The following is a 22,582-nucleotide window of genomic DNA, read 5'->3' as shown; positions in this document are numbered from 1 at the left end:
GAGCGACACGCGTCGTTCCGGCCTTTTGCTTGCCGCCGGGCAGCAAGGCGGTGACGGGCTTGCGATCTGTATCGTATCGGGTTGTATAGACCCTGCGGGGCTTCCCGCAGGCGAGAGGCTAGGGCGCGAGCAGACGTTCGAGCAGGGGGAAGTAGGGGTAGGGCTGGCCGTAGGTTTCCGAACCCATGTGGCCCTCGCCCCGGCGCAGGATCAGCGAGCCGCCCGAAGCCTGGGAGATGGCCATGCCCTGATGGTGGTCGCAGCCCCAGGGATCGTTGTCCGAATTGATGATGAAGAGGTCGCCCGCATTGGCCCGGATGCGTTCCCAGTCGTAGGCGGGCTTGAGAATGGCGGCGAGGTGCGGCAGCTTGGGCGGAGCGCTCAGAAAGCCCGCCACGAGCGCCGTCTTGCAGACGGCGGACGGCAACGCCTCCAGCAGGGCCAGCGCCAGGGGGCAGCCTGCGGAATGAGCCGCGATGACCGTGCCAGGGCCGAAAACGTTCCTTGCGCGCCCCTCTTCCAAGAGAAACGGCAATTGTCTTTCCAGCTTCGGCAGGTCCGCGTCCGGGAGCTGCGGAGCCCAGACCTCGAACCCGCATCCCTGAAGGTGGCGGCCCAGAGAGGGAAGCCAGAAGGAGTGGGGACTGCCTGATGTTCCGTGCAGGAGCAGGGCTTTAGGGGCGTGGGCGTCGGGCATCCATGACTGGTAGCCCAAGTCCGGACCAGCGTCCACCAGCGATTGCGTTACAGGCCGGACGGCGGGCGTTTGCCCGCTGCGGGGCGTTGTGCTATTCGGCGAAAACCGTTCGCGCCAAATACCAACCTCGCGAGGTTTTCCGTGCTCACAGCTCTCCCGGCGCGCATCGAGCGCGCCTTCCTGCCCATTGCCGTGGCCTGCTCCGCGGCAGCCCTGATCGAGCCCGCCCTGTTTTCCTGGATCAAGCCGCACATCGCCCTGGCCCTGGGCATCATCATGTTCGGCATGGGCCTGACCCTGGAGGTTTCCGATTTCATGGGCGTGCTGCCGCGCTGGCGGCTGGTCCTGGCCGGGGCGGCGCTGCAATACACGGTCATGCCGCTGCTCGCCCTGGGCGCGAGCGCCCTTTTCGGGCTGGACCTGGAGGCGGCCGTGGGGCTGGCCATCGTGGGCGCGTGTCCGGGCGGCACGGCTTCCAACGTGATCGCCTACCTCGCGGGCGGCAACGTGGCCCTGTCCGTGACCATGACCATGGTTTCCACAGCCCTGGCTCCGCTGCTCACCCCCGCCATCGTCTACGCCCTCTACGACACCCGCATCGAGATCGACTTCTGGGGCATGGCCCGGTCCGTGTTCTGGATCGTGGTCTTCCCGCTGGTGGATGGTCTGGTGCTGCGCCGCCTCCTGCGCGAGCGCATCTCCGGGCTGGTGCGCATCTTCCCGTCCGTGTCCATTCTGGCCATCTCGGCGGTCATCGCCTGCGTCATGGCCCTGAACCGGGAGACGATCCTGGCGCTGCCGCTGCTGGTGCTGGGGGCCGTGCTGCTGCACAACGTGGCGGGCTTCGGCGCGGGCTACGCCGCCGGGCGGCTGCTTTCCAGGGACCGGCGCGACGCCATCACGCTCTCCATCGAGGTGGGCATGCAGAACTCCGGCCTGGGCGTGGCTCTGGCCAACGCCTTCTTCACGGCGCGGGCCGCCCTGCCGGGCGCGCTCTTCAGCCTCGTGCAGAACCTCGTGGGCATCAGCCTGGCGCGGATTTGGAAGCGGGGCGGGCGGTCCGAGGCCATGTCGGCGACGACGGGACAGGACGCGGCATAGCGCTGTCGCCGGGGAGCGCGTTGTCTGCCCGGCGGATGAGCATCGCCTTCGGAAGATCAGGGCTTGAGCAGTTCCAGGAGAAGCGCTTCGGTCCGAACAACCATCCGCTCCAGGCTGAACTTTTCCAGAATGCGGCTGCGCAATGAATTCCGCAGAGCCTGTCCTTCGTTCTCCGCACGTTCGAGCATGTCCAGCATGGCCTTGGCCAATGCTTCAGGATCGCGAGGCGGGACGATCATGCCCAATTCGCCGAGGATCTCGGCGCTGTCGCCCGCGTCCGTGGCCACGCAGGGCACGCCGCAGGCCATGGCCTCGCCGAGGACGTTGGGGAAGCCCTCGCCGTAGGACGAGAGGCAGACGAGGTCGAGCGCGCCGTAGACTTCAGGCATGTCCCGTCTTGCTCCGGTCCAGACCAGGCGCGGGCCGAGTCCCAGGCGTTCAGCCATTTCCCGAAGCGATCGGGCGTATCGCCCTTCCCCGTCTCCGATGCAGGCGAAACATGCGTCGGGCTTCTGCCGCTGGAGCATGGCGACCGCATTCAGGAATACGGGGTGATCCTTCATGGGGTCGAGACGTCCGGGAAGCCCGACCAGGAGTGCGTTCCGGGGAATGCCCCATTCCGAGCGGAGCCTGTCCCGGAATTGCGGCAGCGGACGAAAACGATCCGTGTCGATGCCGTTGGGCACGACGTGCATTTTTTCCTGGGGAAAGCCGTTCGCCACGGCGTGGTTCCGGCCCGCCAGGGAGTTGAGCAGGATCAGGTCGGCCCGGCGGGACAGCAGCCGTTCCAACGCATAGTGAGCCTGTTCCAGGCGACCGTAGCGTGCCAGGTCCATGAACGCGGCGCGAACGCCCCAGACGGCCCGATAGCGGGGACCGAAGGGGCGCAGCAGCACGGTGAGCAGGTTCGGGGTGCCGAGATAGCCGTGCAGTATGTCAGGCCGCAGCCGCCGCACGAGCGCCCGCACCCGCAGCGTAAAGCCAAGGGCGTCCCAGCGGCCGGTCTTTCGCAGGTCGTGCAGTGCGACTCCGTCCAGATCCCTTTCCAGGGTTCCTCCGGCATAGAACACGGCCACATGCACCTCGTGCCCGCGTCCGGCCAGCCCGTTGGCCAGGGCCGCGAGCTGGCGTTCGGCCCCGCCGGGGTCCAGAGAGCGGGCGAGAAAGAGGATGTTCATGGGGCCTCCTCGGGGATGCGTCCGGAGGAGGAAAGAACAGCCTCCACCAAACCGCTGCGAAGAACCTCGCGGGCAAACAAACCGTGGGCGTAGCCGTTCCAATGCATGTCGCCTTCGAACTCAAAGCGGCGATGGTGCTGCTTCCAATCTTCGATGAAGACCTGTTGCATGTCCACGGTCCGGTAACCTTGCTCCTTGGCAAGCCTCATGAATTGATGACGCATTTTCCAGAAGTACGTGGAACTGTCCTGCGCGAGCATCTTGGGGTCGTACAGGTCGGGGCGAATGCCGTCCACGACGAAGAGGATGCGGTCGGGGGGAAGCTGGGCGGCTTGAGGAAGGGCTTTGAAAAAGGCGTTCACGGCTTTCTCGGAGTCGCGGAGGCGTTCCTCAGAGGCTTGCGCGATGGTTTGGCCCACGTATTCGGTTTTGGGTCTGGGCTTGAACAGTCCTTGCAGGCGTTCGATGATGTGAAGGTTGGTCACGAGGTACATTAAGAGCTTAGATCTTGTGATGACCTGTACGCCAAGCCCAGGAGTGTAATCGATGAGCTTCAGCTTCAGCTCGCCATTTTCTTCCTTGAAATAAGAAAAGCCTGGGGCTTGTTTATACTTGAATAGCGATTCGTCGAAATCGTTTCCAACAATGACGAACACCATGCATTGCGGGGAAAACTCTTCGTGAACCCATTTTGCTGTGGCCAGATATTGGGAGAGGGGGGCACCGGAGCGGCCGAAGCTGTAAACGCGCATTCTGCCCTGTAGCGTGGTTGCGAGCCGCCCAAATCCAGTTTCGCTGTACGGGACCATCACCGCTTCAACATAGGAATCGCCGATGACCGACAAGAGGGGGGGCACCGCCTCTTTGTCGTAATCCTGGTTGTTGATGAACCCATAGTTGTTGCTGTGCACTGTGTTCTGCATCGAGAAGAACGGCCCATTCGAACGCAGCAGGGTTTGGTTGGGCACAAATCGGAGCATGGGGGATGCCGCGTTGACGGGCTGCGAAAGCAGGAGTTCGTTGACGGGAAGGAAACGGAAAAAGATTTCCAGGACCGCAAGCGTCAGGATCAGCGCGGCCAGGGTGGTGGCCAGAAGAGAGAGCGTTGTCGGCTTCTTATGGTGCAATGTTGTGCTCCAGCCAGGCCTGGAACATGAGCACGTCCCAGAGATAATAGTGCCAATTGGCCTGGCCGGAGAGATATTCGTCCCACATGCGCCGGACCATTTTCGAGTCCAGATAGCCTTCCTCACGGAGTCGCCTTTCCCCGATCAACGACTCGCACCAGTCCCGCAATTCATTCTTGAGCCAGTGTTCAATGGGCACGCCAAAGCCGACTTTGGGGCGTTCCACCAGGTTTTGGGGGACATAGCGATACAGCACGTCCCTCAAAACGCATTTCCCCTGCCCGCCGCGAACATTCATGGCGGTCGGCAGCCGGGAGGCGAATTCCACCACGCGGTGGTCCAGCAGGGGGACGCGCGCTTCCAGGCTTACCGCCATGCTGGCCCGGTCCACCTTGGTCAGGATGTCGTCCGGCAGGTAGGACACAAGATCCCAGAACATCATCTGCCGGAACAGGTCCGTGTCCAGGCGGTTGTCGGGTCGCGTCAACGCGGTGGGCGGCTCCGCGCCTCCAAGGACAATGTCTTCCGGGTGTTTCTGATGGGAAATGAAAAAACGGTAGAATTCGGAGAAATCCGCCATGCCGAGCATGTCCAGCCGCCAGCGTATCTTTGGCCCGACGCTGCCCAGCAGGTCGAAGCTGCCGCGGGGAAGTCGGCGCAGCAGCGAGCGCATGCCCTTGCGTACGGCCAGGGGCACACGGGACAATGTGTTCCAGCCATTCATCCAAAAATAGCGCTGATAGCCTGCGAAAAGTTCATCGCCGCCGTCTCCGGACAGGGAAACCGTAACGTTCTGCCGCGCGAGCTTGCTGACGCAGTAGGTTGGAATTTGCGACGAGTCGGAGAAGGGTTCGTCCCAGAAATGAGGGATCAGGGGAACCACGTCGAGCATCTCGCGCGGGGTGAGGTACAGTTCCGTGTGATCCGTGCCGAGGTGCGCCGCCACGGCTTTTGCGTGTTCGGCTTCGTTGTAGCCCTTCTCATGGAATCCGATGCAGAAGGTCTTGACCGGTCGGCTTGAAAGCGACTGCATCAGCGCGACCACGGTGGAGGAGTCGATGCCTCCGGAAAGGAACGCGCCCAGGGGCACGTCCGCGACCATGCGCAGGGAGACGGCATCCTGGAGCAGGCGTTCCAGTTCGTCCGCAGCCTGCTTGGCATCCCCGGGAAAGGGGGCTGCCGCTCCGGAAATCCACACGTCCCTGGCGGACCAATACTGCTCCAGTTCCGGTTCGCTTTGCCCGGCTCGCAGCGTCAGGATCGTTCCAGGTTCCAACTTCCAGATATTGGAATAGATGCTGTAGGGAGCCGGGATGTAATTGTGGCGGAAATAGAGGCTCAGAGCTTCCCTGTTCACATGGTTGTCGAAGCCCGGCAGGGCCTTCAGCGGCTTCAGCTCCGAGGCGAAGGCGAACGCGCCGTTCACGCGGCCGTAGAAGAGCGGCTTGATGCCCAGGCGGTCGCGGACCAGGGAGAGGCTACGCTCCTGACGGTCCCAGAGGGCGATGGCGAACATGCCCACGAAGCGTGTCACCGCCTTGCGCAGGCCCCATTGCCGGACCGCTGCGAGGATGACCTCGGTGTCGGAACCGCCCTTGAAGGCGTGCCCCAATGGTTCGAGTTCGCGCTTGATCTCCGCGAAGTTGTAGACTTCGCCGTTGTAGACCGTGACGAAGCGGCCGCAGGCGGAGTGCATGGGCTGCCTGCCCAGGGGCGAGAGGTCGAGAATGGAGAGGCGGCGGTGTCCGAGGGCGATCCCCGCATCGTCGTCCGCCCATGCGTCGGCGTCGTCCGGCCCGCGGTGGGGAATGCGGTCGGTCATGGAGCGGGCCAGGCTTTCGCCGCTGGCATTTTCGTATCCTAAAATACCTGCAATTCCGCACATGCTTTATGTCCTTTGGGTAACATGAACAGTGACCTTGGGTAATTGGCCCTTCTCTGTTCTCAAGGGGATGGCTTGCCCTTTGCCTCTCGCTGGATTCAGGTGGGGCCTTCCCACTTTGAAGCTGCGGGGGGCTCACCTGCCTCGTGGCTGGCCGTCAGGCTGGACCGGGGTTGATGTCTGACTTTTCCGAGCGGGAATGCCTTGCAGAGCGTCACATGCGGCATGCTGGTGGACATGATGCAAAAGGCCTGCTCGGTACTGCAGCTGCATCAATTCCGCCCCTGTGCTTCCCTTTGCGCTATGCGTTCCTGAATAGCCGAAAGCAAGGAGGGGTAGATGTTCTCCGCGAGGCGTTCCGCGCCAAGCGGCGTAAGGTGGCAGTAGTCCACGTAGAGGTCTCCAGGCTTGTCCGGCGCGGTCAGTTGGGCGGCGTCGAAGTAGCTAAGGCCATAGGAGCGGAAGAGCTCCGGCAGCTCGTCACGTATGTGGCGCATCTCTACAGGTGGGCGATGCATGTTGCGGACTGTGATGTCAAGAATCCGTCGATCATGCTCTGTGAGCAACTCCGCTGGTTCCAGGACGATTTCCGGCTGGAGGTAAATGAGGTGCCTGAAATCATGCAGCTTTCCAAGTTGAGTGATCTGCCAGTAGGCGCGCAAAAAGGTCTTGCGAGCAGCGGATCTGTATGATTCATCCGTATACGGAGCATCTATCGGAGCGACGGGCTGTCGGGCAATATTGCGTTCAAAGATGGGGCGCGTTACTCTTTTTTCAACTTGTGCGGCCAGGGCGGAGTAAGGAGCGAGAGCGCGGGCCAGCAGGTGAACAGCCGTAAAAATGTCTCGGTGGTTGATTGCTCTTGTCAACTGGACCGAAGAGTAGGCGTAGCTGTTCCACGGTTCAAAGCTTGGGTCGGAAATGTAAAAGTCGTTGTGTCCTTCGATGTTAATTATGATGTCGGGGTGGTAGTCTAGGAGCTTTTCATTGAGGTAAACGAGCTGTTGGAAAGTCTGGTAGGCGACCACTGCGGTGTTGATAACTTCGACCCGCCACGACGATCCCTCCTCCTTGAGCTGGCGGTTCAGAGTCTGTTCCAGGTGGAACGTTGGCAGTTCCGAGTTGAAGAGATCCCGATGGTTCGAGTAGACGCCTCCCCATGTTCCGAGCCCGTAGAGGGTTGATGCGCCCATTGCGAAAATTCGGATGGTTCGATCTTGCTTACACACGGCGATGGGTTGGTCGCGTCTGAATCCGTCCGGCGAATGCAGGAGTCGTCCTTCCGTGTTGTTTTTCGTGTTGAAAAGTGGGTTGAGTTCATGGCCCCGATAGGGCGAATAGAGATGCCGTTCGGCCTGTAAAGGATCCGGCTGTGTCGAGAACAGGGGAAGCGCGATACGTAAAACGCCTTCAAGCAGTAGAAGCGTGATGAGGCTGGAAGCAAGGACGAGCATCAGATTTTTCATGTCAATTCCTGGTTGAATGTCGTGGGTAGACCCCAGCGGACTGAGAAGTGCCGATCCTGTCCGCTCAGTTTAGCATTGGCTCGTAGGGTACGGCAACATGGCGTCCTGCCAAGACAGGCGGCTTGTCGCCGTGTTCCAGGCCTTCCGCCGGTCGCCTTCTTCTCCAGGGAATTGTTGCGCCGCTTTCGCCATTCCGGCGTCCGTGCGGGCCCTTGGAAGAATCTTTTATGCTTTCATCTCTTACGTTGTGTCGCCTGGATGGCCCTTTGCAACGTCCGGTCCCAAGTCTCCGTGACGGCGTTTATGGAAAAGCGTTCCACGACGCCTTCTGCTTTGACTCCCAGTTTCAGGCGCAGATCGGGGTTGTCCATCAAGAGAGAGAGGGCCGCAGCAAGCGAGTCAATACTGTTCGGCGGAACAAGAAGCCCGTTTTGCCGATCTGTAATGATGTCCGCTACAGATCCGCAATCGGTGGCGATGACGGGCATCCCGCTGGCCATCGCCTCGCAAAGCGCATTGGGGAAACCTTCATAAAGGGAAGGCAATACGAAAAGATCTGCTCTGGCTAGATACTCCGGTACGTTTTGAATCCTTCCCGGAAAATGGATGCGTTCTTCGAGTCCCAGGCGGCGGGTCTGTTCGCGCAGGAGCTGATGCAGCGGTCCGTCGCCGACTAGCGCGAGATGCCAGTGGGGTCTTTCCCTCGCCGCCTTCGCAAACGCTTCTATCAGCAGGTCATGACCCTTTTCCCGGGAGTGACGGCCGATGCTCATGATCAGAGGGGAAGGAAGTTTCGGGAGGGGGCCCTGTACTTCAGGTTTAGGAACAGGGTTGGGAATGATGTCGATTTTGTGAAAGAGCCAACGTGGAAAGAAAGATTTTGCCCACGAGCCCTGCACGGCGATTCGGTGGGCAAAAGGATAGGTGAGCTTTCGAAGACAGCGGAACCCCGTGCCGATACTATGCAGCCAGGGGTCGCTCCGCTCAGAAACGACGAGGGGAATTCCGCTCCCCATGAGGCTTAGTATGACGCGAACGTTGACGGTATCGATGAAGCTAAGAACGATGTCGGGAGCTGCATTGCAGATGGCCGCTCTGAGGATGCGCAGGCGGCGCAGGTTGCTCGTGATGGATTCACGTAGTGTGCTGGACGGCCATAGCAGGTCCAAGGGGTGGATTTTGATGCTGTCCTGTAGTTTGTAAAATGAATAGGCGTGCTTCTCGAAGGTGAAGATTTCAACGGAATGAGTATGGTGCAGAACCCAATGGTTGGCCAGGGTAGCGACAACCCGCTCGGCTCCGCCGGATTCCATAGAGGATATGACGAATGCGATTTTCATGAGCCTGTTTCCGTTTTCCTTCCTCGTCGTTAACATCGGTGAAACGGTCCCGCGAGTCGTTCATAATCCACATCCGGGTGTTCGCCACTTGAGAAGTTTTTGCTGCTTCATCTGATCTTTCTTGAAATCGCAACCCTCGTTAGGGGATTGTCAATGGCGATATCCTTCTCCCCCAGTAACCAAAACGTTATTTGTATCCGGGGGGGGCGTTCAAAAGCTGTTCCCACGAAGCCATCGTCCTGGTGAGGGAAAAGCGTTTCGTCACCTGAAGGGCTTCCATCCCTAGACGCTCGCGGAGTTTTTGGTCGGCCATCAGCCGTGCGATGGATTTCGATAGCTGGCCGATTTTTTCAGCGGGGACCAATAGTCCATCGGTTCCGTCCCGGATGATCTCGGCAGGACCGCTGGGGCAGTCGAAGGCCACGACAGGCATCCCGCAGGCCATTGCTTCGCAGAGAACGTTTGGAAACCCCTCAAAGCGGGAAGAAAGAACGAACAGGTCGGAGCGGCGGAACTCTTTGCTCAGGTCGGATACGTTGCCTGGGAGCATGGTTTGTGCGTCAATTTGAAGTTCCTTTGCCAACCGCAGCAGGTGTGGGCGTTCCTGCCCTTCTCCAAAGATCGCCAGGGACCAGTCAGGGTGTCGGCGCAACGGATCGGCGGCAGCCCTTAGAAGGAGATCGAATCCTTTTTGCGGGCAAAGTCTCCCCGCAGCGATGATTCTTTTGCCTCCTCCGGTCCATAAGTCAATGGGCGCTAAAACCGGGTTCGGGATGACGCTGATTTTCTTCTGGAGATTAGAGGGAAAATAATCGGCACAAGTACGTGTCTGGACAACAATAGCGCGGGCGAGCGGATAGAGCAGGCGGCGCAAGTAGTTGGGTATTCTTCCCAGGTAGTAGTGAGCGGGGTCCACTCGTTCCGAAACGATGACGGGAATGTCGCTGCCGAGCAGGGCGAGCAGGACGCGGAGGTTGGTGGTGTCGATAAAACTGATCGCCGCCTGGGGGCGCAGCTCTAAGATCGCTTTTCGGATTCTGCGCAGATGCGTGAGGTTATTGAGGGTATCCGAAGATACGGTCGGAAGGATCCGCGGGACATGAATGACCTCAACCCCTGGATGCAGTGGATAGAAGGAGGGCCGCCCTGGCTGCTCAAAGCTTAGCAGCGTAACGCGGTGGTTATGGGATGCCCAGTGGTTGGCCATCGTGGTCAGCACCCTGGCGGCCCCCCCTCCTTCGAGGGATTCGATGAGTAAAGCTATCCGCATGTCGGGGGCGTTGTTTTTTGGGCCACGATGAGGAGGTTGCCGTAAGTTGTGTCCGTCGTGTCAATTTGATCAAGCGCCCAGCCTGCAAAATTGCAGAAAAGGCTCAGAGGCAAAAACAGCGGCAACCCCAGAAATCGTAATAACTGACCGAGCGTAGTGGTTCCGAGCTGGTTGTGCATCCAGCACAGGAGAAGCAGTGCCAGGGTCGAGCCGATCCCTCCCTGACGGCGTGTCGTCAGGATCGTATAGCCAGGCATAATACTGCGCAGGCCATGCTCTGAGAAACGTCGGTAGTCGTGGGGGGCGCCATGCACTGGATAGATGAAGGGGGCTGAAAGAATCAGGGTTCCGTTATGCGCCAGGACGCGGTCCGTTTCAGCAAGGAAAGAGGGTAGGTCTTCGACATGCTCAATCACCTGAGTGCAAAGGATTGCGTCAAAAGACTCCGATTCAAAGGGAAAAGGATCGCCTGGAGCCGCCGTGACATCTACGTTGGGGCTGGGGGAGATGTCCAGACCAACGTAGCTGTCGACGATGAGATATTGTCGGTAGGGCTGCGAGCCGCAGCCCACGTCTAGAACAGATCCCCGTAAGGTGGAAAGCACTTCGCGCAAGTCGCTGTCAAGGGGGGCTTGTGCGTGCCACTGGAAATGCCACGGACGCAGATGCGGAGGTATTCCACAGAGCCGATCATACCACTTCGAGTACGACTCGATCAGCCTGAAAAGGAATGTTTTGATTCGTCCCAGCATGTTGTCCTGGCCCACCCGGTGGGAAAATTTAGCAAAAACAGTTTTTTCAAATGCGTAGCGGCGGCAGATCCTCATTTGCAGATTTCTTCGTGGTTCTTCTGAGCGACACAAGCCACAAAAGGGGAAAACGTCAGACTCTGTTTTTCTCGCATCCCGGCCTCTTCGAGCCTCCAGACTGCGATGCTGCAGCGATACGCCAATTCGCGAAAGAGGCGGTACTTCCATGTCCCGGACCAAACCTCGGCGTTGATTGTGCCAAGACTCAGTGTACCGAGATAGGATGCATCCAGAACTTTCAAGCCGCAATTCTGGTGGCATGCGGCCAGGCTGGCGGGGGTGTGCGCGACATGCGCGTTGTAGAGAGGTCTGTCGATCCATTTTTGCAGAAGGCCCTGAAGTCCTCGCATGTTCGGTATGATTGAGATAATACGCCCCCCTGGGCGCAGCAGCTGGACAAGCTGCGTGATGATCGATTCGGCGGGTTCGAAATGTTCCACCAGGCCGTTGCTGAAGACGATGTCAAATCGTTTCTGAAGGTTAATCGGGAGCGTGAACAGGTCGGCATGGATGATGGTCCCCTGTACGCCTGCCTTGGCGAGGATGGCCCGGCTGAGGCTGCATCCCTGTTCGGAATAATCGATGCCCGTGATCTCCAGCCCATACTGTCGCGCAAAGGCCGGAAGCCATGCCGATCCCCCGCAGCCCGCCTCAAGAAGCGCAAGGCGCGCATTGGGTTGAGCGGGGGGGAGATTTTGATCGAAATACCTGCCAAAGCGGCGTGTCATGAAGTGGTTGATGTCTACGCTCGTGATGTCGGCCGCTGCGGGGACGGCATCCACGTCCCAGATGTTGTCCCAATGAGATTGGGGGAGAGTCTTGGTGGTCTTTTCAGACATGGCCACGTTTCTCACTCGTCCGGGGTGGTTGTCAGGAAGGCTACCATTTCTTCGCTCATGTCGGTATCTGCGTCATCCCACCACCGCATCTCCAGCAATCGTGCGATTTCTAGGTCGGAAAAGCGCTGTCCGAGGATCGAGGCCGGCGCCCCCCCCAAAATGGAGTATGGTTTATAGGCTCTTTTGGTCACGACGGCGTTGGCGCCGACGACGCAACCATCGGGAATCACAGCTCCTGGGAGGACAACGGCACCCCAACCGAGCCAGACATCGTTTCCTATGGTGACGGGGAGGGACTCCGTGTCCTCTGCTTTCGATGTCACACGACTGGATACGATCCGGCTCAGCAGACATGTCGTTCTGCTGCGCAGTCGTCTGTTCGTCGAAGTAATATATGTATTGTGCGCGATTGAGCAGAATTTGCCTATTGAAATCCTTCCATGCCCCAAGATGCTGGCCTGTCCCACGGCGCAGTAATCCCCAATGGAGACGTTGTCGTCCACGTGGGCGTCATATATCAGGCATCCGTTTCCGATGTGAGCGTTCGGAGCGATATTGCTGCCGATGGAAACAAAGGCTTGTGGATACTTTTTCGCGAGGAAGCGACGCTTCCGCCAGATCTGGAACGCCCGCGGAAGGAGTGCTTCCGTGATGAGGCGGCGTTCGTTGTCTCGATGCAGTTTGACAAATTCAAGCATGAAGGCACCTTGTTAACACTTGAGTGTCCCAAGCACATGGTACGCGCACGGCGTCTTCTCTTTGCTGTTCAAATGCAGCACCTGCTGGAATCCCGCCTTACGCATCCAGTTGTTGACGGTGTCGAGCGTGATGACCCAGTTGTATGCCGGAGAAAGCATGTCAAGCACGCCGATCTTGTGTCCGCGCCCTTCGGTCGCTCCGGACATGTTGAAGCGCAGGTTTTGGTAGTTGTCCATAAGGGGATAGCGCCAGTCCCACTTTTTTGCCCAAACCTTGTCGACGAACGCTAGACGTTTTTCAACGGAATTCAGAGAGTGAAATATTTTGCGCTGGATGCCCGTCAGTCGGGTTCCGTGGATGCCATCAGGAGCATAGACCATGAGGTACATGGAACCACCGGGGGCAACGGTGGAGGCGGCGTTCTCGAAAGCAAGCCTTGGATCGTGCGTACACATGGCCACACCCCAGAAGTTGGTGAAGTCAAACTGGCCGTGCATTTCGGGATGGTCCGGCAATGTCATGATATCCAGTTCGCGGACATTGGAGTTGAATCGCGAAGTGGCCTTGAGCGCGCTTTGCGAGATGTCTGTGGAAAGAACGCTGGCTGCTCCCAGCTTTTGCAGCACTCTCGTCCAGCGTCCATGTCCGCAGCATAAGTCGAGGCATTTTTTCCCTCGGATCAGCGCAGGATCCACGGGCACGTCCATGACTCTTGATCCCATGGAAGGATCGTGAAAGTGGTCTATTCCGTCGGGATGGACTCCGGTCCATTCGAACACTCGATCGTTGATGTATTTCTCTTCCGTGGACGATCCGGGAGTCTGGAAGAATTCTTCTTTTTCCAGCGCAAGCTTCCACTGTAGCTCGAACTGCTGCTCATACTGGGGGGGGGGATATTTCCCGGAATAGGAGTCATCCCAAACAGTTTCAGAATAGGCGACATTCGTCTTAGACATTGATTCCTCTTTCTCTTACTTAAGAATTATCTGGTTCAGGAGTTGCTGATGAATGTATACTTGGGGATGATCTCTTCGGGTGACCCATTTTGGATGATGTCTCCATCGTCAAACCAGTAAATTATATCACAGTGCTCGACGGCTGTCATTCTGTGCGCAATGATGATGATGGTCCTTGAGCCTCGGATTCCCGTGATCGTATCCCGAATGATTCGTTCCGTCTTGTCGTCAAGGGAACTCGTCGCTTCATCAAAGATCAGCACGCTGGGATCGCGGTAGAGCGCCCGCGCTATGGCGAGCCTTTGGGCTTGTCCCCCGGACAGGTTCCCGGCGTTGTTGCCGAGCGTATAATGAACTCCACCGGGGAGTCGCTCAATGAAATCGCTTGCGCCCGCCAGGTCGCAACACAGCTTTACCCGTTCCATGTCGATGCGTTCCTTCAGCATGGAAAAGCCGATGTTTTCGGCAATTGTCCCGTCAAATAGAAACGGCTTTTGCGGCACAATGCCGATCTGCTTGCGCCAGGACCTGGCATTCCGCTGTTCGAGTTTTACGTCGTCCACGAATATCCCGCCGGCGGATGGAAAAAGTAGTCCCGTGATGAGGTCGGCCATCGTGCTTTTGCCGGAGCCGGAGTGTCCGATAAATCCGACCATCTGTCCCTTATGGATCGTAACGTCGACCCCTTTGAGTGCTTCGGAATCCTTGTCCGAATAGCGGAATCGAAGACCATCAATGGCAATCGTGGACTGCAGCACCGGCATAGCCGTTTCGTGGGCTTCGGGATCCTTTTGCGTATGGCTGTCAATGAAGCGCACAAAAGCAAGAACGCGCTCCACACGGGGATAGTCGGTGCGGATGGCGACCATTGCCGATACGCTTCGGTATATAGCTGGCAGAACCCGCCAGGCTGAAACCGCGATGAGCGAAAGCATCACCATGACTTCCTCAGACGATCTGCCGTCATGCCGCAGCATGACGATCGTTCCGACTATGAGCCCCCCGAATGCGAGGCTTTCCAGCAGGAAAACCGGGATTCGCGTCAGCACACGCTGTTTCGCGATGTAGTGCACGTAGCTCGTTTGATCTCGATGAAAAAGATAAAGAGACTCATCTATGTTGTCGAAAATCTTCAAGTCGCGAAAACCCTGGACCGTCTTCATCTGAACTCTGTTTACATCGAGGAGACTTTGCGTGGCTCGCTGCCCCAGACGTAAGGAACGTTTGCGCAGCAAGAGAAAACAGGAGAGGCCCATGAGGCTGATAACAAGGAAAACGAGTAGCGTGGTTTTCGGATTGAGATAAAATAAGGAGAAGAAGATGATCAACGATACCGTCAGATCGCTGAAGATGGCCATGGCGTTGGTCAGCATGTTTCCGATGAAGACTCGCCAGGATATCGTCGAGTAGATGTCGGAAAAATTTAAGCGGACAAAGGTTTCATATGGGATCCTGTCGATACCCGCGAGCATTTTCTCGCCATAGGCCAAATTCAGGGCGCCGTCATAGCGCGCCGTGAGCCAGGTATGCAGCGCGATGAGCATGTTTTTGAACAGAATCATCGCCAGGGCTGCACCGCCTATCAAGCTGTAAAAAGTGAGGCGGTCTTGGGTGAAGTTGATGGAGAAAAAGGTGCTCAATGTCTGGACCGCCTGGGAGTCGATGACTTTTTCCGGGGCCGTGAGGCTTGAGATGAAGGCTGCCAGCAAGCCTAAAGCCATGACTTCCACCAACCCGTTGAAAATGGTCAGGAGAGTCAAGACCGCCAGTTGGCGGTCGCGGTTTTCCCCCGCATGGCGAAGGATTTCTTTTGCAAGTGCGTACATTGGCCCGACTCAATCCTTCAAGGCGGGCGCGAAATCCGACGCCCATCCTGTTCCGTGCAGCCATTGATCATGGGACGACAAAACCTCCTCCCACCAAACCGAGGGAGAGGTGACATGGTCGACAATCCGGTATTGCTTGCGGACGATGCTTTCAGCAGCTTCCTTATCGTACAGCAGCCTTGAACAAATCGAAATGAACTCGTCGAGCGTGGTCGCGGTAGCCTCGGGGAGTTCGAGGCAGGGGAGATCCGTGCCCTTTTGGGAGTCTCTGTTCCACAATGTCGTCGGAGTGTGGTCAAGCCGCATGTGTGTCGAAGGCGTACCGGCGGAGTAAGCTTCGATTCTTGTTCGCCCTCCGCCGATGGGCCATGGGTCGGGAGCAAGGCGCGCCGCTCGAAGCAATGTGAAAATCTTATCCGTAAGCTGCTCTTTGGGCAGGTAAAGAGAAAAGGCTCCAAGGTACTGGACCTGACTTGCCACGCCACTGCGCCTGAAAAAGGATGATATCGATTCAAGATGCTGGGCGTTGTCTTCACCGAGAAAAACAAAACGCAAGCTCTTGTCCCGCTGCAAGAGAGTGGTTATCGCCGTCAGATAGGGGGTTTGGGCCACCTTGTACAGCCTGTTCATGCTCAGAATTATGTTGCTGCGCTGGCTGAACGGTGGATTCTCCGCTCTTTTTATCTCATAGGACGGCCAAGTGAAGACAGTCTCGTAGCATCTCTCTGCCCTGACGTATCCGCGTGCGAAATGCGACCACAAGCGCTGGTTCTTGACGCTATAGCCTTTCCTTGGCTGCACATAGAGGGAGTAGTCGACTTTAGGATGATAGATCAGGTCGGATCCTGACAAGTAGCCTATCAGGCACGGCGTATCGACCAGACTTGCTAGATCCCTCTTCGGCTGGTTGAAGCGAACAGGGCACCAGTTAGCAAGGATAAGGATATCGAGCTGCGCCGCATTGATGCGTTCCGCAAGTTCGCGGATGAATTTCTGATAGGACTCCTGCTGTTCCACTCGAACGCAGTGGATGTCCGGTCTCGCGGGCGCGGGGCGGTGTGGGCCGTCGTCAACGACCGTGTCGAAAAGGTAGAGCTGGTGCGGTTGAGGAAACTGCGATTCGTAGCACTCCGGAAAACCCATATCCACACGCCGGGTAACGACGCCGATTCTCAGCGCGGGGGAAGCGGTGGGGGTACGTTTGGGGATCGTCCGGAAAGGGGATTTTTTCGATTCGAATCGCGCCCGAAGGCCGTCAATGTGGAAATTGTTCCAGACTATGCCACGTTTGAAGAACAGGTAGCCCAGGAGGTTGATGACCTTGAGCGCCACAAAGTCGGCAATGGAGTCGTTGAATACCCGTTTCGTGCAACGCCAGAGTGCAGCCAGTGCCCACGGAGCAGTCCGGCTGTCGCAAATCCTCGCCGCCAATGAAATGCAAAGTTGCTCAATTTTACCGGGTGCTGAAAACGATGTCATATTTTGCGTTAAGCCTGCTGCGGTGGATCTAACCCGCACTCTTGTTGATATAATTATCTGACCTGCTCGGTAGTGAAAGCGTAAGCCGAGACCTTAGTCAGCCTTTTTAAGCTCAAAGAGGTGTCGCGAAATGAAAGAATCTGTTCCCTTTATGTGAGACGGTTCACATATATAGAGATGTGAAAGAGTGTGCAGTCTTTGAACCTTAAAAAAAATCGAATAAAATATGTCAAAAAAATCTATATTAATAGATCTCGAATCGGTATGCTAAAATATGTTGCGTCGTTCTATCCATTTGTTGTAATATTCAATAGGTTTTTCAGGGTTGACATATGGTTTGTTGTTGCAGTTGAAAATCACAAAACAGTGATCAGTGACAACCCTGTGAATATGACCTAAAATCTCGAAGTGCTCACAATACTTGTTGTCGCAGTAAAGCCCTTGAGGGTTGTCAATGAAAACAAAATCGTACCTCTGAGAGTGCTGCTGCATCTGTTGAATAGAATCAACCTGCCGTACTATCGCGTTCGGGAAGTTGCGCTTGAGTCGCTCGATGTGTTGAGAATCATATTCCCAGCATTCCAGCGTCTTGACCATGGAAGCGAAGCGATAGGTAGCCCACTCTCCGGCTCGAGAAAATGTGTCCAGCGCCTTGAGAGACGTAAGGGGGCGTACGTTGTTGATATACTGAAGCAGCTTTTCCATCGAGTTAGCCCATGAGGAGTTTTTTTGTTGTTTCCAAGCCTATATTGGCGATAGTGTCCAGAATTGACATGCCCGGATAGAATTCTCCATCGGCAATTTGAGGGTACGTCGGGTGTTGCATTTGAGAATAGCAAACCTGGATGTTGTGGGCGGCAAAAAGAGCATTCTCCTGATAAGCGGAAGCTCCGTTTCCACTAAGATATGAGTTTCCTCCTATCGCTTTCCCGATATCGCAAAGCCGTTGAGTGCTCTGCGATTGAACGCTGAGGCTGGACGAAAGCACAAACTCGGGCATGTCGATACCGAGTTCTTTACAAATGATATGGATGGCATACGTATTAAATTTGGAAACATTGCGTTCCTTGTGCAACATGATGCTCTCCAAGATAGATGTCGCGACACGACCATGAGCGCAGTTTCTGTAATTGTGTTCAAACCTGCGGAGCAGCAATTGCTCCCAGTCAGAATTCGAGTAGAACATTTGGTTTAGCTGTGTCGTGTGGGATTGGCGTTTGCGTATGCTGGCCGTCGCCCACTTTGGTTGTTTTCCGAAAAGCATTTTAACTCTGTTAATGTAGGATCCTGATGAAAATTGGACGTCATCCAAAAACACAAACACATCGCAATGTGTGATTTTGTAAAAATAGCCGAACCACGGCAAAAAGTTTGGCTGATGGGCTGCGTAGATTGTCATTTGTGACAGATAGCCTTGACGGCCTTTGCTATGCGTTGGTTTATGTCCGTGTCCAGAGCGTACTCCTTGGCTGTGAATCTTTCCGGTATCCCATTTCTAACATCAATGCTATAGTCGTACAGCCGTTTCAATGCCATTCTGACTTGCTCGATGGTCATTGTAGGGTTATTGCAGACATCCTTGTATCGCAAAACAATGACATTGTCCTTTCCCTCAATCTTTTTCCCATAAATCTCCGAAATACGTTTCATTGAGTGGGCTATTTGTTCCTCGGGAGATAGGTGGCGAATCTCCTCAAAGTTAGGCGGATACAGTCCCCACCAGGAGTCAGGTGTGCCGTAATATTCGATTCTGGAATTGTATTGGGAAATCGCAGTGTCCGTGAAGTCGCGCTGTACATATATCCAGAGTGTCTTGTCGAGGGTCGCGTCTATCTGATCCATATGAGGGACTCCCAGGATATTCTTGAACAGAAGTGGCTTGTCGTGAGCATTCATCAGGGAAAATAATGTTTCTCTTAACTTTTTTGATTGATCTGGGCTAAACGGTCGTTCTGTAAATTGGTTCTCATGGTCTCCCATATGCAAAATGTCGCTCCAAAAATAGCTATATTCATGAACTCCTTCCGCGTTTGGGAACTTGCCGAAGCATGGCGTGTATTCTGTAACGTATTTTTCACTCGTTATGATGCTGGCCAGTTTAAAACCTACATTGGGATTCTTCCAGAATCTTGCGGAAATGTTGTTGGGAAAAATGACGTTCAGACAATTTGCAAGAAGTTGGTACGTCAGTGATGTCCCGCTTCTGTAAAGTCCAAAGACCATGAGGCAGACATGCTTACTGGATTCCATATTTTCACTGTTTTTGAGACGTTCGTTAAGTCCGGAGACAGCATCGTTTAGTTTTTCAAGAAATTCAATGTGTTCAATGTTGTTTTTGAATTGAACCCTTCGCTCGTTTTCTTCCATGATGGATTGTTGTATTTTCATCATATCACATTGATTTACTTTTATTGGTTTCACTGCATCCCTGAACGCCAAATTCTCTTCCGCAGGACTGCAGGAAGTCGTTGATCCATTTCCATGTGGCGTCCGCGCGGCCGTAAACGCACCGGCGGTAGCGATCAGCCGGCGGCATGGGCTCATCCTGCCAGAGCCCTGGGTGCGTAAGCACCTGGAGCCGTTCGTGTCCGCCCTTGAGCAGCACGTCCTCCAGGCGATCGTAGCGCCAGAGTCCGTTGGAATCGGAGCAATACGTCACCTCGTTGCGAAAATAGTCCGAGGCCGCGTTGACCATCCCCGCGTAGCTTTCCCCGGTGAAGGTCTGCGAAAACGGGGTGGTATAGTGGAACGAGAAACTGCCCATCTCCACGCGGAAGATATCCTCAAGCATCCGCTTCTCGCGGGCGAGCACCTCCTCAAAGTCCTCGCGGGGGTCGCCGAAGTAGCAGGAATCGAAGTGGACTCCCAGTTCGTGGCCGAGAGAGGCGATTTCCCTAACGGCGGCGGTGCAGTGCTGATCGAGCAGGTTGTAGAATTCGCTGTGGGGATTGATGAAATAGATCGCCCGGACGCTTTCCTCCCGCTCAATCCGTGCGAGTCGGAGCGCGCGCTGCGGGGAAAGGTCGATGTCGTGTCGCCAGATGAGAAATTCTCCGTCCCTCGGACAGTCCGTGAAAGTATGGAAGGCATAGCGTTCCCCGGCCAGCCGCAGCAGTCGGTGGAATTCTTGCGTTGTGAAGTCGGCGGGTCGCATCGAGGCCGTCCGGGTCATGGGCGCACCTCGTGGGCATAGTCGGCGAAACGGCGCAGGTGCAAATCCGGAAAGTGCCGCAGCAGAGTGGAAACGTCTCCGCAGATGGCGGAAGGAGTGTCCTGCGTTTCCTCGAAGACCGGTTCTGTTTCGAGGCAGCGGCCCAATTCCAAGCTCAGTTCCCGAATGCTCAGGCATTCCGGCCCGGCGAGATTGAGAATTCCGGGCAGGTCGTCTCGTCCGGGTGTTTCAGCAAGAATCCGGCAGACGTCATGGACATGAATGGGCGAAAGCCGAAGCCCCACTCCGCCCGCCAGGGTGATGGGGTTCCCCAATTTTACGCTTCGGGCAAGGCGGGGGAGCAACATGTTTTCCTGGCCCGGACCGTAAACCGAGAAGATGCGGAAGACTCGAGGACGGAAAGAAGGACTGTACTGCAGCACCATTTTTTCCGCGCTGAACTTGCTGACCGCATAAAAGTTGGGCGGCTCGCATGGCGTGGACTCTCCCTGCGGTTCGGGGCGCAACGGGTAGACGCTGCCGGTTCCAGCGAAAATAAAGTCATCCGCCTTCCGGATGCGAGCCCATTCCAGCAGTTCGAAGGTGGAGCGGACGTTGATGGCGAACATGTCCTCGGCACCGGCGGGAAATTCTCGATATTGCATGGACTGCGCGAGGTGGATCACCGCCTCTGCTTTGTCGGGGAGAGCATCGGTCCAACCTGTTTGGGAGAGGTCGGCGACCACGGGCACGACTCCGGAGGGAAGGCGTTCGGGGTGCGAACGCACCACAGCGTGGACTTCGTGTCCAAGTTCGGCCAGCAGGGCCGTCAAGTGCCGTCCGACATAGCCGTTCGCGCCAGTGACGAGAGCCTTCATGCAGCCTCCATGAATTCGTTCAGCCATTGCTCGAAGTTGAGGAGCGACCAGATCAGCAGGCGTCGATTCTGTTTTCCGTCCAGGTGCTCTCGGACAAGGTCGCGTACAGCCTGACGGTCAAGATACTCAAACAAGCGGGAGTGGTCATTGAAGATGACGTTGCGAACAAAGTCAATACTCTCTCCCTTGAACCATGTCGCATCGGGGCCGGAAAAGCCCTGTTTCGCAGCCTTGAGCATATCGTCCGGCACATGCCGCTGAAGACATTTGCGCAGGATGATCTTGCCGTCCTGCTTGCCAAACGTGTTCTTGCGCATGGAACTGCCCGGCTCGTTCTCGTCGATGCGTTGAACGCTGTTGATGTGCTTGAGCTTGCAGGCCACAGGAACCTGCATGGCGAAGTCCACAAGGTCGTTATCCAGGAAGGGGACACGAGCCTCAAGGCCGTGCGCCATGGTCAGCTTGTCCTCGACCACGAGCAGGCCGTGCAGGAAGGTCTTGCATTCGAAGTAGAGCGAATGGTTGATGAAGTCCTGCGGGCTTTGTGGCGGGGCGAGATGCTTCGGGAAAACGTCGCGGAAGATATCTCGTGTCCAGACATGTTCAACGGAGCCCCAGACCGGTCGAAAAACTTTCTTGATGAGCGAATTGGGGATCAACCGCTGCCAGAACAGGTAGTAGCTGTCGACGTATTCGTCGAAAGTCTGTGTTGCCGCGTTTCGTGGATATCGCCATGGATACCCGGCAAAAAGCTCATCCCCGCCCGTGCCGGCCAGGACCACCGTACAGAATTTGCTGGCAAGGTGGGCGGCGTAATAGTTCGGGTAGCTTTGGCCCACCCGAGGCTCTTCGAGATGCCGAACCAATTGCGGCAGGCAGGCTTCCATGTCCCCCGCCTTGAGCACCATCTCATAGTGCCGGGTTTTGAAGAGGTAGGAGAGCTGCTCGGCCCGCTCCCTTTCGTCAAAAGCCAGTTCCAGTCCCGACGCGGAGTGGAGATCAAAGCCGCAGGTAAAGGTCTTGAAGTCCCGTGTATGCTTGGAAGCCTCGGCCACGATGGAGCCGGAGTCGATGCCTCCGGAGAGAAAAGCTCCCACCTCCACGTCGCTCACGAGCTGGCGTCGAACTGCCTGCCTGAAGAGCCTGTCGGCTTCCTCAACGTATTCGTTCTCGTCGAGGGGGTGTTCGGGCTCCCGGAAGTGGAAGTCCCAATATTGCCGAAAAGGCAATTTGTCTGTTGGGTGTGCGCAATCGAGCGTGGCGTGGTGGCCCGCTGGAAAGAGTCGGACTCCCTGGAGGAAGGTTCTGTCGGAAAAGAGGTTTTGAAAGGTGAAATATTCGAGCACAGCTTCGCTGTCCACGCGACGGGCAAATCCAGGATAGTGTAAAATCGCCTTTTGTTCCGACGCGAAGAAAAATGTGCCGTTCTGAAATGCGTAATACAACGGCTTGATGCCGTACCTGTCACGGGCGAGGAAGAGCTTCCGCTCCCTCCTGTCGTAAATGGCGAGAGCGAACATGCCGTTGAAGCGCTCAACAGCCTTTGCCCCCCATTGGACATAAGAGTTCAGCACCACCTCGGTGTCGCATTCGGAGCGGAAAACGTGGCCGAGCCCTTCCAGTTGATGACGTAGTTCGCGGAAATTGTAGACTTCGCCATTGTACGAGATCGCGAGACGTCCATCCTCGGTCAGCATGGGCTGTTGTCCCGCGCTGCTCAGGTCCAGAATCGCCAGTCGGCGGTGGGCCAGCCCCAGGGGACCATCAGTGAAGACACCCTCACCATCCGGTCCCCGATGTGCCAGGACCGCATTCATCGCCTCCAGCTGTTCGCGGAGGACCGGGGAACCGGAGAAGTTCAGGACGCCGCAAATTCCGCACATA

At 56.6% G+C, this 22,582-nt stretch carries 20 protein-coding genes; 1 reads left to right on the top strand and 19 read right to left on the bottom strand.

Features of this window, described 5'->3' with window-relative positions:
- Positions 1-118: 118 nt before the first annotated feature.
- Entirely contained in the window at positions 119-697 is a 579-nt protein-coding gene (locus G452_RS0117185) for an alpha/beta fold hydrolase (protein WP_027189371.1), read from the bottom strand.
- A 141-nt stretch (positions 698-838) separates the two neighbouring features.
- Between G452_RS0117185 and G452_RS20235 the strand changes: the two genes are divergently transcribed.
- Entirely contained in the window at positions 839-1,798 is a 960-nt protein-coding gene (locus G452_RS20235; RefSeq protein ID WP_022663501.1) for a bile acid:sodium symporter family protein, read from the top strand.
- Positions 1,799-1,854: 56 nt separating this feature from the next.
- Here G452_RS20235 and G452_RS0117175 read toward each other — a convergent pair whose 3' ends face one another.
- From G452_RS0117175 to asnB (G452_RS0117090), 18 genes are all read right to left on the bottom strand, one after another.
- Positions 1,855-2,976: a glycosyltransferase gene (locus tag G452_RS0117175; RefSeq protein ID WP_022663500.1), complete on the bottom strand. Its 1,122-nt coding sequence runs from the start codon at positions 2,974-2,976 to the stop codon at positions 1,855-1,857.
- Positions 2,973-4,103, bottom strand: coding sequence for an SGNH/GDSL hydrolase family protein (locus G452_RS0117170; RefSeq protein WP_022663499.1), 1,131 nt, complete (start codon positions 4,101-4,103; stop codon positions 2,973-2,975). The genes G452_RS0117175 and G452_RS0117170 overlap by 4 nt, the downstream gene beginning before the upstream one ends.
- A complete protein-coding gene (gene asnB, locus G452_RS0117165) occupies positions 4,093-5,988 on the bottom strand; it encodes an asparagine synthase (glutamine-hydrolyzing) (protein WP_022663498.1) in 1,896 nt (631 codons plus the stop codon). The genes G452_RS0117170 and asnB (G452_RS0117165) overlap by 11 nt, the downstream gene beginning before the upstream one ends.
- Positions 5,989-6,257: 269 nt before the next feature.
- Positions 6,258-7,451, bottom strand: a complete 1,194-nt coding sequence (locus tag G452_RS0117160; RefSeq protein WP_022663497.1) for a hypothetical protein — start codon at positions 7,449-7,451, stop codon at positions 6,258-6,260.
- Positions 7,452-7,684: 233 nt separating this feature from the next.
- Entirely contained in the window at positions 7,685-8,791 is a 1,107-nt protein-coding gene (locus G452_RS0117155; protein ID WP_022663496.1) for a glycosyltransferase family 4 protein, read from the bottom strand.
- Between the two features lie 187 nt (positions 8,792-8,978).
- The gene (locus G452_RS0117150; protein WP_027189370.1) at positions 8,979-10,061 is read right to left on the bottom strand and encodes a glycosyltransferase family 4 protein; all 1,083 of its coding nucleotides are present in this window, start codon (positions 10,059-10,061) and stop codon (positions 8,979-8,981) included.
- Positions 10,052-10,888 carry a class I SAM-dependent methyltransferase gene (locus G452_RS20930; RefSeq protein WP_022663494.1) on the bottom strand — a complete coding sequence of 279 codons (837 nt, stop codon included), beginning with the start codon at positions 10,886-10,888 and terminating at the stop codon, positions 10,052-10,054. Before G452_RS20930 ends, G452_RS0117150 begins: the two co-directional genes overlap by 10 nt.
- Positions 10,885-11,709 carry a class I SAM-dependent methyltransferase gene (locus G452_RS0117140; RefSeq protein ID WP_022663493.1) on the bottom strand — a complete coding sequence of 275 codons (825 nt, stop codon included), beginning with the start codon at positions 11,707-11,709 and terminating at the stop codon, positions 10,885-10,887. The genes G452_RS20930 and G452_RS0117140 overlap by 4 nt, the downstream gene beginning before the upstream one ends.
- A gap of 11 nt (positions 11,710-11,720) precedes the next feature.
- On the bottom strand, positions 11,721-12,407 hold the full coding sequence (locus tag G452_RS20925; protein ID WP_022663492.1) for a CatB-related O-acetyltransferase: 687 nt from the start codon (positions 12,405-12,407) through the stop codon (positions 11,721-11,723).
- Between the two features lie 12 nt (positions 12,408-12,419).
- Complete coding sequence (locus tag G452_RS0117130; RefSeq protein ID WP_022663491.1) at positions 12,420-13,364, bottom strand: class I SAM-dependent methyltransferase; 945 nt, start codon at positions 13,362-13,364, stop codon at positions 12,420-12,422.
- Between the two features lie 35 nt (positions 13,365-13,399).
- Entirely contained in the window at positions 13,400-15,190 is a 1,791-nt protein-coding gene (locus tag G452_RS0117125; RefSeq protein ID WP_022663490.1) for an ABC transporter ATP-binding protein, read from the bottom strand.
- Between the two features lie 9 nt (positions 15,191-15,199).
- Entirely contained in the window at positions 15,200-16,669 is a 1,470-nt protein-coding gene (locus G452_RS0117120) for a hypothetical protein (protein ID WP_155887803.1), read from the bottom strand.
- A 267-nt stretch (positions 16,670-16,936) separates the two neighbouring features.
- On the bottom strand, positions 16,937-17,374 hold the full coding sequence (locus tag G452_RS0117115) for a hypothetical protein (protein ID WP_022663488.1): 438 nt from the start codon (positions 17,372-17,374) through the stop codon (positions 16,937-16,939).
- Positions 17,375-17,378: 4 nt separating this feature from the next.
- A complete protein-coding gene (locus G452_RS0117110; protein WP_081650684.1) occupies positions 17,379-18,068 on the bottom strand; it encodes a WbqC family protein in 690 nt (229 codons plus the stop codon).
- Positions 18,065-19,108 carry a sulfotransferase gene (locus G452_RS21250; protein WP_162141324.1) on the bottom strand — a complete coding sequence of 348 codons (1,044 nt, stop codon included), beginning with the start codon at positions 19,106-19,108 and terminating at the stop codon, positions 18,065-18,067. Before G452_RS21250 ends, G452_RS0117110 begins: the two co-directional genes overlap by 4 nt.
- Positions 19,062-19,823, bottom strand: coding sequence for a polysaccharide deacetylase family protein (locus G452_RS21710; protein WP_162141323.1), 762 nt, complete (start codon positions 19,821-19,823; stop codon positions 19,062-19,064). The genes G452_RS21250 and G452_RS21710 overlap by 47 nt, the downstream gene beginning before the upstream one ends.
- A 14-nt stretch (positions 19,824-19,837) precedes the next feature.
- Positions 19,838-20,698 (bottom strand): NAD-dependent epimerase/dehydratase family protein, encoded by an 861-nt coding sequence (locus G452_RS0117095; protein ID WP_022663484.1) that lies wholly within the window; start codon positions 20,696-20,698, stop codon positions 19,838-19,840.
- Positions 20,695-22,581, bottom strand: coding sequence for an asparagine synthase (glutamine-hydrolyzing) (gene asnB / locus G452_RS0117090; protein ID WP_027189369.1), 1,887 nt, complete (start codon positions 22,579-22,581; stop codon positions 20,695-20,697). Before asnB (G452_RS0117090) ends, G452_RS0117095 begins: the two co-directional genes overlap by 4 nt.
- Position 22,582: the final 1 nt, after the last annotated feature.

Source organism: Paucidesulfovibrio longus DSM 6739 (assembly GCF_000420485.1).
Taxonomy (GTDB): Bacteria; Desulfobacterota; Desulfovibrionia; order Desulfovibrionales; family Desulfovibrionaceae; genus Paucidesulfovibrio; species Paucidesulfovibrio longus.
This window is presented reverse-complemented; position numbering and strand designations above follow the sequence as displayed.

Bases quoted from the DNA above. Each gene is read 5' to 3' on its own strand.
- G452_RS0117140 (WP_022663493.1), bottom strand. From the start codon at position 11,709: ATGTCTGAAAAGACCACCAAGACTCTCCCCCAATCTCATTGGGACAAC.
- G452_RS20925 (WP_022663492.1), bottom strand. From the start codon at position 12,407: ATGCTTGAATTTGTCAAACTGCATCGAGACAACGAACGCCGCCTCATC.
- asnB (WP_022663498.1), bottom strand. From the start codon at position 5,988: ATGTGCGGAATTGCAGGTATTTTAGGATACGAAAATGCCAGCGGCGAA.
- G452_RS0117160 (WP_022663497.1), bottom strand. From the start codon at position 7,451: ATGAAAAATCTGATGCTCGTCCTTGCTTCCAGCCTCATCACGCTTCTA.
- G452_RS0117110 (WP_081650684.1), bottom strand. From the start codon at position 18,068: ATGACAATCTACGCAGCCCATCAGCCAAACTTTTTGCCGTGGTTCGGC.
- G452_RS21710 (WP_162141323.1), bottom strand. From the start codon at position 19,823: ATGCGACCCGCCGACTTCACAACGCAAGAATTCCACCGACTGCTGCGG.
- G452_RS0117120 (WP_155887803.1), bottom strand. From the start codon at position 16,669: ATGACATCGTTTTCAGCACCCGGTAAAATTGAGCAACTTTGCATTTCA.
- G452_RS0117175 (WP_022663500.1), bottom strand. From the start codon at position 2,976: ATGAACATCCTCTTTCTCGCCCGCTCTCTGGACCCCGGCGGGGCCGAA.
- asnB (WP_027189369.1), bottom strand. From the start codon at position 22,581: ATGTGCGGAATTTGCGGCGTCCTGAACTTCTCCGGTTCCCCGGTCCTC.
- G452_RS0117095 (WP_022663484.1), bottom strand. From the start codon at position 20,698: ATGAAGGCTCTCGTCACTGGCGCGAACGGCTATGTCGGACGGCACTTG.
- G452_RS0117130 (WP_022663491.1), bottom strand. From the start codon at position 13,364: ATGTCTAAGACGAATGTCGCCTATTCTGAAACTGTTTGGGATGACTCC.
- G452_RS0117150 (WP_027189370.1), bottom strand. From the start codon at position 10,061: ATGCGGATAGCTTTACTCATCGAATCCCTCGAAGGAGGGGGGGCCGCC.
- G452_RS0117125 (WP_022663490.1), bottom strand. From the start codon at position 15,190: ATGTACGCACTTGCAAAAGAAATCCTTCGCCATGCGGGGGAAAACCGC.
- G452_RS0117155 (WP_022663496.1), bottom strand. From the start codon at position 8,791: ATGAAAATCGCATTCGTCATATCCTCTATGGAATCCGGCGGAGCCGAG.
- G452_RS0117115 (WP_022663488.1), bottom strand. From the start codon at position 17,374: ATGGAAAAGCTGCTTCAGTATATCAACAACGTACGCCCCCTTACGTCT.
- G452_RS20930 (WP_022663494.1), bottom strand. From the start codon at position 10,888: ATGAGGATCTGCCGCCGCTACGCATTTGAAAAAACTGTTTTTGCTAAA.
- G452_RS0117185 (WP_027189371.1), bottom strand. From the start codon at position 697: ATGCCCGACGCCCACGCCCCTAAAGCCCTGCTCCTGCACGGAACATCA.